This is a genomic window from Variovorax sp. TBS-050B, assembly GCF_029893635.1.
In the GTDB taxonomy this organism is placed as follows: Bacteria; Pseudomonadota; Gammaproteobacteria; order Burkholderiales; family Burkholderiaceae_C; genus Variovorax.
Map to the genome: position 1 here is coordinate 498,458 of NZ_JARXYR010000001.1, position 14,422 is coordinate 512,879.

At 70.4% G+C, this 14,422-nt stretch carries 12 protein-coding genes; 8 read left to right on the forward strand and 4 right to left on the reverse strand.

Annotated elements, in window-relative coordinates; all coding sequences use genetic code 11:
• Positions 1-12: 12 nt before the first annotated feature.
• The 4 genes from M2165_RS02305 to M2165_RS02320 are packed head-to-tail and all read left to right on the forward strand — an operon-like array spanning position 13 to position 3,192.
• Positions 13-480: an Rrf2 family transcriptional regulator gene (locus tag M2165_RS02305; protein WP_280813049.1), complete on the forward strand. Its 468-nt coding sequence runs from the start codon at positions 13-15 to the stop codon at positions 478-480.
• Positions 477-845: a metal-sulfur cluster assembly factor gene (locus M2165_RS02310; protein WP_280813050.1), complete on the forward strand. Its 369-nt coding sequence runs from the start codon at positions 477-479 to the stop codon at positions 843-845. Before M2165_RS02305 ends, M2165_RS02310 begins: the two co-directional genes overlap by 4 nt.
• On the forward strand, positions 842-1,999 hold the full coding sequence (locus M2165_RS02315) for a hypothetical protein (RefSeq protein ID WP_280813051.1): 1,158 nt from the start codon (positions 842-844) through the stop codon (positions 1,997-1,999). Before M2165_RS02310 ends, M2165_RS02315 begins: the two co-directional genes overlap by 4 nt.
• On the forward strand, positions 1,996-3,192 hold the full coding sequence (locus M2165_RS02320) for an NnrS family protein (protein WP_280813052.1): 1,197 nt from the start codon (positions 1,996-1,998) through the stop codon (positions 3,190-3,192). Before M2165_RS02315 ends, M2165_RS02320 begins: the two co-directional genes overlap by 4 nt.
• Here M2165_RS02320 and M2165_RS02325 read toward each other — a convergent pair.
• The 4 genes from M2165_RS02325 to M2165_RS02340 all read right to left on the reverse strand — a co-directional run bounded on the left by M2165_RS02325 (position 3,158) and on the right by M2165_RS02340 (position 5,997).
• Entirely contained in the window at positions 3,158-3,601 is a 444-nt protein-coding gene (locus tag M2165_RS02325) for a hemerythrin (protein ID WP_280813053.1), read from the reverse strand. The two genes, M2165_RS02320 and M2165_RS02325, sit on opposite strands and share 35 nt — an antisense overlap.
• A gap of 121 nt (positions 3,602-3,722) precedes the next feature.
• On the reverse strand, positions 3,723-4,322 hold the full coding sequence (locus tag M2165_RS02330) for a YitT family protein (RefSeq protein ID WP_280813054.1): 600 nt from the start codon (positions 4,320-4,322) through the stop codon (positions 3,723-3,725).
• A 7-nt stretch (positions 4,323-4,329) separates the two neighbouring features.
• Positions 4,330-4,779 carry an OsmC family protein gene (locus M2165_RS02335; protein WP_280813055.1) on the reverse strand — a complete coding sequence of 150 codons (450 nt, stop codon included), beginning with the start codon at positions 4,777-4,779 and terminating at the stop codon, positions 4,330-4,332.
• Positions 4,780-4,800: 21 nt separating this feature from the next.
• A complete protein-coding gene (locus M2165_RS02340) occupies positions 4,801-5,997 on the reverse strand; it encodes a nitronate monooxygenase family protein (RefSeq protein WP_280813163.1) in 1,197 nt (398 codons plus the stop codon).
• A gap of 318 nt (positions 5,998-6,315) precedes the next feature.
• Between M2165_RS02340 and M2165_RS02345 the strand changes: the two genes are divergently transcribed.
• From M2165_RS02345 to narH, 4 genes are read left to right on the forward strand one after another with little or no spacing between them, the layout of a single operon-like run.
• On the forward strand, positions 6,316-7,599 hold the full coding sequence (locus M2165_RS02345) for a nitrate/nitrite transporter (protein ID WP_280813164.1): 1,284 nt from the start codon (positions 6,316-6,318) through the stop codon (positions 7,597-7,599).
• Between the two features lie 22 nt (positions 7,600-7,621).
• Positions 7,622-9,043: an MFS transporter gene (locus M2165_RS02350; protein ID WP_280813056.1), complete on the forward strand. Its 1,422-nt coding sequence runs from the start codon at positions 7,622-7,624 to the stop codon at positions 9,041-9,043.
• 35 nt (positions 9,044-9,078) lie between these two features.
• Positions 9,079-12,858: a nitrate reductase subunit alpha gene (locus M2165_RS02355; protein ID WP_280813057.1), complete on the forward strand. Its 3,780-nt coding sequence runs from the start codon at positions 9,079-9,081 to the stop codon at positions 12,856-12,858.
• A gap of 18 nt (positions 12,859-12,876) precedes the next feature.
• Positions 12,877-14,409, forward strand: coding sequence for a nitrate reductase subunit beta (gene narH, locus M2165_RS02360; RefSeq protein WP_280813058.1), 1,533 nt, complete (start codon positions 12,877-12,879; stop codon positions 14,407-14,409).
• Positions 14,410-14,422 lie beyond the last annotated feature (13 nt).

Sequence of the window (14,422 nt, forward strand, 5' to 3'; positions counted from 1 at the left end):
GGGCGAGCGGCCATGAAGCTCACTGCCTTCACCGACTACAGCCTGCGGGTGCTGATCTACCTGGGCGCCGAGCCGCGCCGGCGCGCCACCATCGGCGAGATCGCCGCCGCCTTCGCCGTGTCGGAGAACCACCTGACCAAGGTGGTCCATGCGCTCGGCAGGCAGGGCTGGCTGGTCAACGTCCGCGGCAAGGGCGGCGGGCTGTCGCTCGCGAAGCCGCCCGAAGCGATCGTGATCGGCGAGGTCGTGCGCCACACCGAGGCGAGCGACATCGTGGCCTGCTTCGGCGCCGGCGCCGGCGAATGCCCGATCGAGGGCCTGTGCCGCCTGCGCGGCGTGCTCGCCGAAGCCGCGGCGGCCTTCCATGCGGTGCTGCAGCGCTACACGCTCGCGGACCTGGTGCGCAACCGCGAGGCGCTCTCCACGGTTCTCTTCGCGGGCGCCGCGCCGCCGCGCGGCATCGGACGGCGTGCCCCATGAACACGCGCCTTCCATCGCCCCAGCCGGCGCCTGCCGCGCCCGCGCCCTTTCCCTACGACGGGCCGCCCGCGCTGCGCGCGCCCATCGCGGCCGCGCTCGCGCGCGTGGTCGACCCCGAGGTGGCCCTCAACATCGTCGACGTCGGCCTGGTCTACGGCGTCGCGGTCGACGACGAGGTGGTGCATGTCCGTCTCACCATGACCTCCGCGACCTGCCCCGTGATCGATCTCATCCTCGAGGACGCCGAACGCGAGCTCGACCGGGTCGTGCCGCCCGCGCTGCGCATCTGCACGGAGCTGGTGTGGACGCCGCCGTGGACCCCCGAGCGCATGAGCGGCGAAGCCAAGCGGATCATGGGATGGTGAGCGCCGTGCACCCCGCCGGCCGCACGCAGCGCCGGTCGCCGGCCACGCCCGTGCGGATCGCCGCGCGCGCGCTGCTCGGCGCGCTCGCGATCCTGTCGCTGCTGTCGGGCATCGCCGGCGGTCTCTGGCGCGCGGGCATCGCGCTGCCGGACGGGCGCGCCTTTCCCTGGGCCGGGCAGTGGCTGCTGGCCCATGCGGCGCTGATGATCTGCGGCTTCTTCGGCACCGTGATCGGCATCGAGCGCGCGGTGGCGCTCCGGCATCGCGCGGCCTTCCTCGCGCCGCTCGCATCGGGCGCGGGCGCGCTGTGCCTGGCGCTGGGACAGCAGGCGCTCGGCGCATGGCTCTGCGTGGTGGCGGCGGCCTGCTTCCTGGCCGTCGGCGTGGTGGTCGTACGGCGCCAGGCCGCCCCGCACACCTTCCTGCTGCTGGTGGGCGCCCTCGCCTGGGCCGTCGGCAGCCTGCTGTTCGCACAGGGCCGTGCGGGCCATGCCGTCCTGCCCTGGTGGTTCGCCTTTCTCGTCCTCACCATCGCCGCCGAGCGCCTCGAGATGACGCGCCTCATGAAGCGGCGGCCGGGCGCGGCCGCCGCGCTCCACGCGGTGCTCGCGCTGCTGCTGCTGGGCGCGGCGTGGTCGGGCGCGGCACCGCGCGGCGGGGGGCTGGCCTACGGCGCGGCGCTCGCGCTGCTGGCCGCGTGGCTCGCGGTCTTCGACGTCGCCCGGCGCACGGTGCGCACCCACGGGCTGGCCCGCTACATGGCGGTGTGCCTGCTCGGCGGCTACGCCTGGCTCGGCGTCGCCGGCGTCGCCTGGGCCGCCACCGCGCTCGGATGGCCGGCGCGCGACGTCGCGCTGCATGCGCTCGGCCTCGGTTTCGTCGTCGGCATGGTCATGGGCCACGCGCCGGTCGTGCTGCCGGCCGTCGCACGGGTCAAGCTCGCGTTCGGCAACTTCTTCTACCTGGCGCCCGCCGCGTTGCACCTCTCGCTGCTGCTGCGCTTCGCAGCGGGCGCCTTCAGTCAGCCGTTGCACGCCGCCGGCGCAGCCGGCAACGCGGCAACCCTGGGCTTCTTCGCCGCCACGCTGGCCGGCGCGGCCCTGGCGTGGCGCTGGCGCCATGGCACCGCAGGTGCCGGAAAGACCCCCCGATGATCCCCCTCGAAGCACACCCTTCCGCCCGTCCGTCCGCCGCCGCGGCGCCCGCCTTCGCGCTCTGGCAGCTCGGCTTCCGTCCCTTCTATCTGCTCGCGAGCGCCTTCGCGGCGCTGTCGGTGGCCCTGTGGGCCATGCAGTTCGCCGGCTGGATGCCGCGGGCCTATCTGCAGGGGCCGCTCTGGCATGCGCACGAAATGCTGTTCGGCTTCACGCTGGCGGTGATCGTCGGCTTCCTCTTCACCGCCGGGCGCAACTGGTCCGGGCGTCCGACGCCGACGGGCCTGCCGCTCGCCGCGCTGGCGGCGCTCTGGGTCGCCGGGCGGGTGCTGGTGCTCACGCCCTTCGCCTGGACCGCCGCGCTCGTGAACGCGGCCTTTCCGCTCGCATGCGCGGTGGGGCTGGGCATGGCGCTCGTGGGCGCGCGCAACCGACGCAACTATTTCTTCATCGGGCTGCTGCTGATGCTCTCGGCGGCCACCCTCGCCTTCCACCTGTCCGCGCTCGGCGTGATCCGCACGCCGGCCTGGATCGGCATCCAGCTCGCGCTCGACATCCTGCTGTTCATCCTCGCGGTGATGGGTGGCCGGGTGATTCCGATGTTCACCAACAACGGCATCACGGGCGCCGATGCGAAGCGGCAGCCCTGGCTGGAGAAGACCAGCCTGGCGCTCGTGCTCGCGCTGCTGGCGGCCGATGCCGCGGACCTGCCGGCCGCCATCACCGGCGCCATCGCGCTGGCGGCGGCGCTGGCCCATGCCGCGCGCTGGCTGCTCTGGCAGCCGTGGAAGAGCGCGCGCAACACGCTCGTGCTGGTGCTGCACCTGGCCTACGCGTGGGTGCCGCTGCACCTCGCGCTGCGGCTGCTGTCGCTCGGCGGCTGGGCCGCGCCGTCGCTGGCCACCCATGCGCTCACGGTGGGCGCGGCGGGCGGTCTCATCATCGGGATGATGGTCCGCACCGCGCGGGGCCACACGGCGCGGGTGCTGCGCGCCGACCGGGTCGACACCGCCTGCTTCGTGCTGGTGCTGCTCGCGGCGGTCGTGCGGGTGCTGCTGCCGCTCGTGGCCCCGTCGCAGACCCTCGCCGCGGTGCTGGCGTCGGCGGCCTTCTGGAGCCTCGGCTTCGGGCTCTATGCGCTGCGCTACGCGCCGGTTCTCACCCGGCCCCGGCTGGACGGCAAGCCGGGCTGAGGCGGCCCGCATTCGCGGGTGCGAAGCGCATGCCGCGCAGGTGCAGGGCGAGCGCCGCGTCCATCGACTGGACATGCTTCTGGTGCCAGTCCCGGAGTTGGCGCGCCATCTCCCGCACATGCGCCACGTCGCCGCGCGCGGCGCGCAGCGCGCCCTCGCGCATCACTTCGAGCACCACGCGGTGCTGGACCATGTGCTCCTTGCCCGAGGAAAAACCGGTCGTGCGCATCCAGACGTCCTCGCGCGCGAAGCGCTCGTCGGTGAACGCCACCAGTTCGTCCCACGCGGTGCGCAGCCGCGCGTCGTCCGACGCGTCGACGCGCGCGAGAAGCCCCAGGAAGTCCCTGCAGGCGTGGTCCATGAACGGCAGCTCCAGCGCCAGTGCACCGAAGCGTTGCAGGGCGGCCATGCGATCTCCTTGGATGATGAAGACCCGAGGCTAGCGGGCCGGGGATCGCGCACGTTGATGTGGCTCAACGCTGGTGCGGATGGATGGCGCCGCGGCCTCCCCGCGTGGCCTCGCAGCCCCGTCAGGGCCGGTGATTCCACATCAGCACCAGGTTCACCACCACGGCCGACACCACGGAATGGAGCACGCGCTGCGGCTCGACCACCGCGAACGCCGCGGCGACGATCGCCGCGTCGCAGGCCAGCTGCACGGCGCCCGCATTCCATCCGCGGCGCCGCTGCAGGAACAGCGCCAGCACGCCGAAGCCGCCGAGGCTCGCGCCATGGCGGAACAGCACCAGCAGGCCGACGCCGATCAGCAGGCCGCCGGCCACCGCCGCGAAGAGCGGATGCGCGGCATGCACGCTGAGCGCGCGCCCGATGCCCTCCACGCCGAGCGACAGGCCGGCCGCGACGATCAGGGTCCTGCAGGTGAAGCGCGTGCCGAACGCCCGCCATGCGAACGCGACGAAGGGCAGGTTGACCACGGCGAGGGTCCAGCCGAGCGGCCAGCCGGTCGCATAGGCGGTCAGGAAGGCGAGCCCCGGGAGTCCGCCGGTCAGCAGCCCGGCGCTGCGGAGCACCGCAAGCCCGAGGCCCACCAGCAGGATCGCGGTTCCGAAGCCCTGCGCGTCGTCCAGCAGCGCATGCGGCCTCGCGGGGCGGACGGGCGATGCGGTCATGGCATCGCTAGCCGCGCAGCAACACGCCGTCGGCATCGCGCACGCGAACCGTCACGGGAATCGCGGCGCGCACGCTCTGGGTCACGACGCAGAAGTCCTCGTACTGCGCCAGCGCGCGCTCCAGCAGCCGCAGCCGCGCCGCGGGCACGCCGAGGTTCAGCGTCACGTCGATGCCCGACATCCGCAGGCGGCCGGCCTCGTTGGGGCGCAAGGTCGCGTCGACGCAGGCACGCATCGGCACGTCCTCGTTCCTGAACTTGCGCAGTGCGAAGGCGAGGCTGGCCGACAGGCAGTTCGCCACCGCGGCCATGAGCAGCCGCTCGGAGTCGGGGCCGCCCGCGCGCCCGAGCGGCGGCGTGGCATCGGTGAGCAGGTGCTGCACGCCGGCGAGGCCGAAGTCGATCCTGAACCGGTAGCCGTCCTCGCGGGCCAGCTGCACGATGCCCACCTGTTCCATGCTTCTTCTCCTTCGGCGCGATCAGGCTGCGAGCGCGGCGTCGGCGGGCCGGGTCAGCAGCCGCGCCATCAGCTCCCGCACGCTGCGGATCTGCGCGCCGAAGGGCAGCTCGCCGACGCCGCGGAAGAACAGGCCCTTCTTCACGTCCCCGCGCAGCGCGGCGGCGAGCTGGGTGTCGATGCAGAACTGGCCCCAGGTGGCGAAGCCGTCGCGCAGTCCGCATTGCGCCAGGCAGTCGAAGGCGAGCGTGCAGCGCGGCTTGACGTGCGCGACGCCCTGGAGCTTGGGCTCGGCCTTCAGGTAGCCCTTGAGCCACCGCGTCGCCACCGCGCGCGCGGGCAGCCCCGCCACGCTGGTGAACTCGACCAGGTCCTCGTCGCGCGCCTCGGCCAGCACCTGCTTGAAGCCGTCGTGCGCATCGCATTCCTGCGTCACCGCGAAGGGGGTGCCGAGCTGCACGCCGGAAGCGCCGAGCGCCTGCAGCCGCGCGATGTCCTCGAAACGGCGGATGCCGCCGGCCGCGATCAGCGGGATCTGCTTCTCGATGCCCGCGGCGCGCAGGAACGCGAGCGTCTGCGGGATCACGTTCTCGAAATCGAAGCGCGGATCGCCGAGGTCCGCGATCTTCGCCGCGCCCAGGTGGCCGCCCGCCAGGCGCGGATGTTCGATCACGATCGCGTCGGGCAGGCGCTTGCGGCGCTCCCACTTGCGCACCAGCAGCTGCACGCCGCGCGCATCCGACAGGATCGGCACCAGCAGCGCATCGGGATGGTCCTGCGCGAGTTCCGGCAGGTCGAGCGGCAGGCCGGCACCGACCACCACCGCGTCGATGCCGCATTCGAGCGCACGCGTGACCGAGGGCGCGTACTCGCCCACCGCGCGCATCACGTTGATTGCGAGCAGGCCGCGTCCGCCGGAACGCTGGCGCGCGGCCGCGATCTCGCGCGCGAGCGCCTCCAGGTTGGCCGCGTTGATGTCCTCCTTCGCCTGCCGCGTCGCGGCCTCGCCGGGCGCCAGGTCGCGGGTGCGTGCCATCAGGTCCGGATGGTGGCGGCGCAGGTCGACCGACGAGATCGTCCCCATCGCGCCGAGCGCGGCCACGCTGCCCGCGAGCCGGTTCGCCGACACGCCGACGCCCATGCCGCCCTGCACCACGGGCAGCAGCGTCCGTGCGCCCAGCCGCAGCGGCGCAAGGCCGCTCCGGGCCAGCAGGGCCATCAGTTGCGCGGCGTTCCCGGCGGCGTCCGGCACGGGGGCGAGGGGATCGGTGGAAGCGATGGAGGGGTCTTCGGGAGTCATGGCGGACGCGGCAGGGCACATGCGCGCCGCACTGCATTGGTTGGAATCCCCGCACGGTAGGGCCTCGTGCTGCATGCGATGTTGATGAAGGTCAAAGCCGCGCCGGATTCGATGCGCCGAACACACGCCGGGCAAGCGCTTGATCTGCATCAACACGGGGCCGCACCCCAAAACCTAAGCTCGGTTCACATCACCAGGAGAACCCACTTGCTACAGCGCGCAGATCCACAAGGAGCCATTCAAGGCTCAGGCGCCCAGCCCGCCCGGGCGTCCGCGAAGGCGTGGCGCGTCCTTGCGGTCAGCACCGTCGCCTTCACCGCCTGCTTCATGGTGTGGATGATGTTCGGCGTCATCGGCATCCCGATCCGCAAGGCCCTCAACCTCAACGCGACCGAGTTCGGCCTGCTCACGGCGATGCCGGTGCTCAGCGGCTCGCTGGTGCGCGTGCCGCTGGGCATCTGGACCGACCGCTTCGGCGGCCGCGTCGTGATGGCCTGGGTCATGGGCCTCACCATTCCGGCCATCTGGCTGCTGTCGTACGCCACGCAGTACTGGCAGTTCCTCGCGCTCGGCCTGTTCATCGGCCTGGCGGGCGGCTCGTTCTCGGTCGGCACGCCCTACGTGGCGCGCTGGTTCCCGCGCGACCGGCAGGGCTTCGCGATGGGCATCTACGGCGCGGGCAACTCGGGCGCGGCGGTGAACAAGTTCGTCGCGCCGGTGCTCGTGGTCGCATTCGGCTGGACCATGGTGCCGCAGGCCTATGCCGCCATCATGCTCGGCGCCCTGCTGCTCTTCTGGTTCATGAGCGCGAGCGATCCCTCGCACCGCAGCGGCGGCACCGCCTCCTTCTCCGAGCAGCTCAAGGCCCTGGGCGACCGCCGCGTGCTGCGCTACTGCCAGTACTACAGCATCGTCTTCGGCGGCTACGTGGCGCTGTCGCTGTGGATGGTGCAGTTCTACGTCGGCGAGTACGGCCTCGACATCCGGGTTGCCGCGCTGCTGGCGGCCTGCTTCTCGCTGCCCGGCGGCGTGCTGCGCGCCGTCGGCGGCTGGCTGTCGGACCGCTACGGCGCGCACAGCGTCACCTGGTGGGTGCTCTGGGTCTGCTGGATCTGCCTGTTCCTGCTGAGCTATCCGCAGACGGATCTCACCGTGGCCACCGTCGACGGCCCGCGCACCTTCCACATCGGCCTGAACGTCTACGCCTTCACCGCCCTGATGTTCGTGCTCGGCATCGCCATGGCCTTCGGCAAGGCGAGCGTCTTCAAGTACATCAGCGACGACTACCCGAAGAACATCGGCGCGATCAGCGGCGTGGTCGGCCTGGCCGGCGGCCTGGGCGGCTTCGTGCTGCCGATCCTGTTCGGCGCGCTGATGGACCTCACCGGCATCCGCTCGAGCGCCTTCATGCTGCTCTACGGCGTCGTGTGGGTCTCGCTGATCTGGATGTACTTCACCGAAGTGCGCCAGACCGCGGTGATGGGCCAGCAGGCGCCCGCCGCACCATCGTTCGCCCGCTGAGCCGGGCCACCAGGAACACACCATGAACTCGACCACCACCCTTCCCGCGCGGGCTGCGCGGCGCGGCCGCGTCCTGTCGGTCTGGACGCCGGAGGACAAGGAATTCTGGGAGCGCGAGGGTCAGGCCATCGCGAAGCTGAACCTCTGGATCAGCGTGCCCGCCCTCTTCCTCGCCTTCGCCATCTGGCAGGTTTGGAGCGTCGTCGCCGTCGGCCTGCCGGCGCTGGGCTTCAAGTACTCGACCAACCAGCTGTTCTGGCTCGCGGCCGCACCGGCGCTCTCGGGCGCCACGCTGCGCATCTTCTATTCCTTCATCGTGCCGATCCTCGGCGGGCGCCGCTGGACCGCGATCTCCACCGCCACGCTGCTGATCCCGGCCGTCGGCATCGGCTACGCGGTGCAGGACAACACCACGCCCTACGCCACCATGCTGGTGCTGGCGCTGCTGTGCGGCCTGGGCGGCGGCAACTTCAGTTCGAGCATGTCGAACATCAGCTTCTTCTTCCCGAAGGAGCGCAAGGGTTCGGCCCTCGGCGTCAACGCCGGGCTCGGCAACCTCGGCGTCTCGGTGGTGCAGTTCCTGAGCCCGCTGGTCGTCACCGCCGGCGTGTTCGGCGTCTTCGGCGGCGATCCGCAGACCGTCGTCAAGGCCGGCCAGTCCGCGCAGGTGTGGACCCAGAACGCCGCCTTCATCTGGGTGCCGTGGATCGCGCTGACCTCGCTCGTGGCCTGGTTCGGCATGAACGACATCGCCGACGCGCGCGCCTCGTTCGCCACGCAGGCCACCATCTTCCGGCGCAAGCACAACTGGCTGATGTGCGTGCTCTACCTCGGCACCTTCGGCTCCTTCATCGGCTATGCGGCCGGCTTCCCGCTGCTCATCAAGAGCCAGTTCCCAGGCGTCAACCCGCTGTCCTACGCCTGGCTCGGGCCGCTGGTCGGCGCGGCAGTGCGGCCCTTCGGCGGCTGGCTCGCCGACAAGCTCGGCGGCGCGCGCGTCACCTTCTGGAACTTCGTGGTGATGGCGCTCGCGGTGCTCGGCGTCCTCTACTTCCTGCCGCACGGCGGGGCCGGCGGCAGCTTCACCGGCTTCTTCCTGATGTTCCTGGTGCTGTTCCTGACCACCGGCATCGGCAACGGCTCGACCTTCCGGATGATCCCGGTGATCTTCCTGAACCAGGCGATGCGCGGCGTCGACACGAAGGACGCCGAAGCCGTGGCCCGCGCCACGAAGGAAGGCAACACCGAAGGTGCCGCCACGCTGGGCTTCACCGCCGCGATGGCCGCCTACGGCGGATTCTTCATCCCGAAGAGCTACGGCACCTCGATCAGCCTCACGGGCAGCCCGGATGCCGCGCTCTACACCTTCGTCGCCTTCTACCTCGTCTGCATCGCGATCACCTGGTGGAACTACAGCCGGCGCAACGCACCGATGCCCTGCTGACCAGCCCCCAAGCCCCCAACGAACCAAGACCCACCATGAGCCACTTCCTCGACCGCCTCACCTACTTCGCGCAGGTACGCGAATCCTTCGCCGACGGGCACGGACAAGTCACCGGCGAAGACCGCACCTGGGAGGACGCCTACCGCACGCGCTGGGCGCACGACAAGATCGTGCGCAGCACGCACGGCGTCAACTGCACCGGATCCTGCTCGTGGAAGATCTACGTCAAGGGCGGCATCGTCACCTGGGAGACGCAGCAGACCGACTATCCGCGCACCCGCTGGGACATGCCGAACCACGAGCCGCGCGGCTGCGCGCGCGGCGCCAGCTACAGCTGGTACCTGTACAGCGCCAACCGCGTGAAGTACCCGATGGTGCGCGGCCAGCTGCTCAAGGCCTGGCGCGCCGCGCGCCGCGACCGCCCGCCGGTCGAGGCCTGGGCCTCGATCGTCGACGACGAGGCGGTGCGCCGCAGCTACCAGAGCGCGCGCGGCCTGGGCGGCTTCGCGCGTGCGAGCTGGGACGAGGTCAACGAGATCGTCGCGGCGAGCAACATCCACACCATCCGCAAGCACGGGCCCGACCGCATCATCGGCTTCTCGCCCATCCCGGCGATGTCGATGGTGAGCTATGCCGCCGGCAGCCGCTACCTGAGCCTGATCGGCGGGGTGTGCATGAGCTTCTACGACTGGTACTGCGACCTGCCGCCGTCGAGCCCGCAGGTGTGGGGCGAGCAGACCGACGTGCCGGAGTCGGCCGACTGGTACAACAGCAGCTACATCATCGCCTGGGGCTCCAACGTGCCCCAGACGCGCACGCCCGATGCGCACTTCTTCACCGAGGTTCGCTACAAGGGCACCAAGACCGTCGCGATCACCCCCGACTACTCGGAGGTCGCCAAGCTCTCGGACCTCTGGATGCATCCGAAGCAGGGCACCGACGCCGCGGTCGCGATGGCCATGGGCCACGTGATCCTCAAGGAGTTCTATTTCGAGCGGCGCAGCGCCTACTTCGATGACTACGCGCGCCGCTACACTGACCTGCCGATGCTGGTGCTGCTGAAGGCGCACGCGCTGCCCTCGGGCGAGCGGGTCATGGTGCCGGACCGCTACGTGCGCGCGAGCGACTTCGGCGACCAGCTCGGCCAGGCGAACAACCCCGAGTGGAAGACGGTCGCGCTCGCCGAGGACGGCCGCGTGGTGGTGCCGCAGGGCGCGATCGGCTTCCGCTGGGGACCGGACGGCCGCGCCGACAAGGGGCAGTGGAACCTCGAACCGAAGGAAGCCCGCGAGGGCGGCGACGTGAAGCTGCAGCTGTCGATGCTCGAAGCCGGCACGGACGCCTGTGCGACGGCGCAGGTCGGCTTCCCGTACTTCGGCGGCATCCAGAGCGAGCACTTCCCCGCCAACGTGCAGCAGGACGTGCTGGTGCGCACGGTGCCGGTGCGGGAGATCGCGCTCGGCAGCGCGGGCGAGCGCGCGCTGGTGGCGACCGTCTTCGACCTGCAGGCGGCCAACTACGGCGTGGCGCGCGGCCTGCCCGGCGAGAAGGCGGCCGCCGACTACGACGACGACACCCCCTACACGCCCGCCTGGCAGGAGAAGATCACCGGCGTGCCGCGCGACCAGGTCATCACGGTGGCGCGCGAGTTCGCCGACAACGCCGACAAGACGGGCGGCAAGTCGATGGTGATCATCGGCGCGGCGATGAACCACTGGTACCACAGCGACATGAACTACCGCGGCGTCATCAACATGCTGATGATGTGCGGCTGCATCGGCCAGAGCGGCGGCGGCTGGGCGCACTACGTGGGCCAGGAGAAGCTGCGCCCGCAGACCGGCTGGACCGCGCTGGCCTTCGCGCTGGACTGGATCCGCCCGCCGCGGCAGATGAATTCCACCAGCTTCTTCTACGCCCACACCGACCAGTGGCGCTACGAGAAGCTGGGCCTGGAGGAGGTGCTCTCGCCGTTGGCCGACAAGGCGGCCTACGCCGGCACCATGATCGACTACAACGTGCGCGCCGAGCGCATGGGCTGGCTGCCCTCCGCGCCCCAGCTGCAGACCCACCCGCAGCAGGTCGCGCGCGACGCCGCGGCCGCGGGCATGGAGGGCGCCGCCTACACCGCGCGCGCGCTCGCCGACGGGTCGCTCCGCATGAGCTGCGAGGACCCGGACCATCCCGCCAACTGGCCGCGCAACATGTTCGTCTGGCGCTCCAACATCCTGGGCTCCTCGGGCAAGGGCCACGAATACTTCCTCAAGCACCTGCTGGGCACCACCCACGGCGTGCAGGGCAAGGACCTCGGCCCCGACGACGCCAAGCCGACCGAGGTGGTCTGGCACGACAAGGCGCCCGAGGGCAAGCTCGACCTGCTGGTGACGCTGGACTTCCGCATGAGCACCACCTGCCTGTACTCGGACATCGTGCTGCCGACCGCGACCTGGTACGAGAAGAACGACCTCAACACCAGCGACATGCATCCGTTCATCCATCCGCTGTCCACCGCGGTGGACCCGGCCTGGCAGGCGCGCAGCGACTGGGAGATCTACAAGGGCTTCGCGCGCACCTTCAGCGCGCTGTGCCCCGGCCACCTGGGCGTGGAGAAGGAAGTGGTGCTCACGCCGCTGATGCACGACTCGCCCGCCGAGCTCGCGCAGCCCTTCGGCGTGGCCGACTGGAAGCGCGGCGAGTGCGCGCTGATCCCCGGCAAGACGGCGCCGCAGATCACGGTCGTCGAGCGCGACTATCCGAACGTCTACAAGCGCTTCACCGCCCTCGGCCCGCTGATGGACAAGATCGGCAACGGCGGCAAGGGCATCGCATGGAAGACCGGCACCGAGGTGGGCGAGCTCGGCCAGCTCAACGGCCGCGTGGCCGAGCCCGGCGCGACCCAGGGCCTGCCGAACATCGACACCGACATCGACGCCTGCGAGGTCATCCTGCAGCTCGCGCCCGAGACCAACGGCCATGTGGCCGTGAAGGCCTGGGAGGCGCTCGGCGCGCAGACCGGGCGCGACCACACCCACCTCGCGGTGTACCGCGAGGACGAGAAGATCCGCTTCCGCGACGTGCAGGCCCAGCCGCGCAAGATCATCTCCTCGCCCACCTGGAGCGGCATCGAGAGCGAGAAGGTCTCCTACAACGCCGGCTACACCAACGTGCACGAGCTGATCCCCTGGCGCACGCTCACGGGCCGCCAGCAGTTCTACCTCGACCATCCGTGGATGACGGCCTTCGGCGAGGGCTTCGTGGCCTATCGCCCGCCGGTCGACCTCAAGACCACGCACGAGCTGCACAACATCCGCGGCAACGGCCATCCGGAGATCCAGCTCAACTTCATCACGCCGCACCAGAAGTGGGGCATCCACTCGACCTACAGCGACAACCTGCTGATGCTCACGCTCAACCGCGGCGGCCCGGTGGTCTGGCTGTCGGAGGACGACGCGAAGCGCGCCGGCATCGTCGACAACGACTGGGTCGAGCTCTTCAACGTCAACGGCGCGATCGCGGCGCGCGCGGTGGTGAGCCAGCGCGTCAATCCCGGCATGGTGCTGATGTACCACGCGCAGGAGAAGATCATCAACACGCCCGGCTCGGAGATCACCGGCACGCGCGGCGGCATCCACAACTCGGTCACGCGCATCGTGCTGAAGCCCACGCACATGATCGGCGGCTACGCCCAGTTCAGCTACGGCTTCAACTACTACGGAACCATCGGCACCAACCGCGACGAGTTCGTGGTGGTGCGCAAGATGAACCGCGTCGACTGGCTCGACGCACCGGCCGACTCGGCGACAGCAGCCGCGGCCTGAAGCGAGGAGAACCCCACCATGAAAATTCGCGCACAGATCGGCATGGTCCTGAACCTGGACAAGTGCATCGGCTGCCACACCTGTTCCGTCACCTGCAAGAACGTCTGGACCAGCCGGCCCGGCGTCGAGTACGCCTGGTTCAACAACGTCGAGACCAAGCCCGGCATCGGCTATCCCAAGGACTGGGAGAACCAGGGCAAGTGGCAGGGCGGATGGGTGCGCAAGCCCGACGGTTCGATCGAGCCGCGCCAGGGCGGCAAGTGGCGCCTGCTGATGCGCATCTTCGCCAACCCGAACCTGCCGCAGATCGACGACTACTACGAGCCCTTCACCTTCGACTACGACCACCTGCAGTCGGCGCCCTCGGTGAAGGCGCCGCCCACCGCACGCCCGCGCAGCCTGATCACCGGCCAGCGCATGGAGAAGATCGAGTGGGGCCCGAACTGGGAGGAGATCCTCGGCGGCGAGTTCGCCAAGCGCAGCAAGGACGCCAACCTCGAAGGCTTCGACCGCGTGCAGAAGGAGATGGTCGGCCAGTTCGAGAACACCTTCATGATGTACCTGCCGCGCCTGTGCGAGCACTGCCTGAACCCGGCCTGCGTCGCTTCCTGCCCCTCGGGCTCGATCTACAAGCGCGAGGAGGACGGCATCGTGCTGATCGACCAGGACAAGTGCCGCGGCTGGCGCATGTGCGTCTCGGGCTGCCCGTACAAGAAGATCTACTACAACTGGCAGAGCGGCAAGGCCGAGAAGTGCATCTTCTGCTATCCGCGCATCGAGGCCGGCCAGCCCACGGTCTGCTCCGAGACCTGCGTCGGTCGCATCCGCTACCTCGGCGTGGTGCTCTACGACGCCGACCGGATCCAGGAGGCCGCCAGCGTGCCCGACGAGAAGGACCTCTACGAGGCCCAGCTCGGCATCTTCCTCGATCCGCACGATCCCGAGGTGATCGCGCAGGCGCGGCGCGACGGCATCCCCGAAGCCTGGCTCGAGGGCGCGCGCAACAGCCCGGTCTACAAGATGGCGATGGACTGGAAGGTCGCGCTGCCGCTGCACCCGGAGTACCGCACGCTGCCGATGGTCTGGTACGTGCCGCCGCTGTCGCCGATCACCGCCGCGGCCAATGCCGGGCATGTGGGCGCCCACGGCGCGATCCCCGACGTGCGGCAGATGCGCATTCCGGTGCAGTACCTCGCCAACCTGCTGACCGCCGGCGCCACCGCGCCCGTGGTGCGCGCGCTGGAGCGCATGCTCGCGATGCGCAGCTACCAGCGCGGCAAGCATGTCGACCACATCGAGGACCCGGCGATCCTCGCCCAGGTCGGCCTGAGCGCCGCGCAGGTCGAGGAGATGTACCAGGTGATGGCCATCGCCAACTACGAGGACCGCTTCGTGATCCCTTCGAGCCACCGCGAGTACGCGGAGAACACCTTCGACATGAAGGGCGGCTGCGGCTTCTCCTTCGGCAACGGCTGCTCGGACGGCAGCTCGGAGACGAGCCTGTTCGGCGGAAGCAAGCGCCGCACCATTCCCATCCACGCCGACGTCTGAGACGGACACCGCC

What these genes read in the sequence shown, in the direction of transcription:
- M2165_RS02305 (WP_280813049.1), top strand. Translation starts at nt 13, where the DNA reads ATGAAGCTCACTGCCTTCACCGACTACAGCCTGCGGGTGCTGATCTAC.
- M2165_RS02310 (WP_280813050.1), top strand. Translation starts at nt 477, where the DNA reads ATGAACACGCGCCTTCCATCGCCCCAGCCGGCGCCTGCCGCGCCCGCG.
- M2165_RS02320 (WP_280813052.1), top strand. Translation starts at nt 1,996, where the DNA reads ATGATCCCCCTCGAAGCACACCCTTCCGCCCGTCCGTCCGCCGCCGCG.
- M2165_RS02325 (WP_280813053.1), bottom strand. Translation starts at nt 3,601, where the DNA reads ATGGCCGCCCTGCAACGCTTCGGTGCACTGGCGCTGGAGCTGCCGTTC.
- M2165_RS02330 (WP_280813054.1), bottom strand. Translation starts at nt 4,322, where the DNA reads ATGACCGCATCGCCCGTCCGCCCCGCGAGGCCGCATGCGCTGCTGGAC.
- M2165_RS02335 (WP_280813055.1), bottom strand. Translation starts at nt 4,779, where the DNA reads ATGGAACAGGTGGGCATCGTGCAGCTGGCCCGCGAGGACGGCTACCGG.
- M2165_RS02340 (WP_280813163.1), bottom strand. Translation starts at nt 5,997, where the DNA reads ATGGCCCTGCTGGCCCGGAGCGGCCTTGCGCCGCTGCGGCTGGGCGCA.
- M2165_RS02350 (WP_280813056.1), top strand. Translation starts at nt 7,622, where the DNA reads ATGAACTCGACCACCACCCTTCCCGCGCGGGCTGCGCGGCGCGGCCGC.
- M2165_RS02355 (WP_280813057.1), top strand. Translation starts at nt 9,079, where the DNA reads ATGAGCCACTTCCTCGACCGCCTCACCTACTTCGCGCAGGTACGCGAA.
- narH (WP_280813058.1), top strand. Translation starts at nt 12,877, where the DNA reads ATGAAAATTCGCGCACAGATCGGCATGGTCCTGAACCTGGACAAGTGC.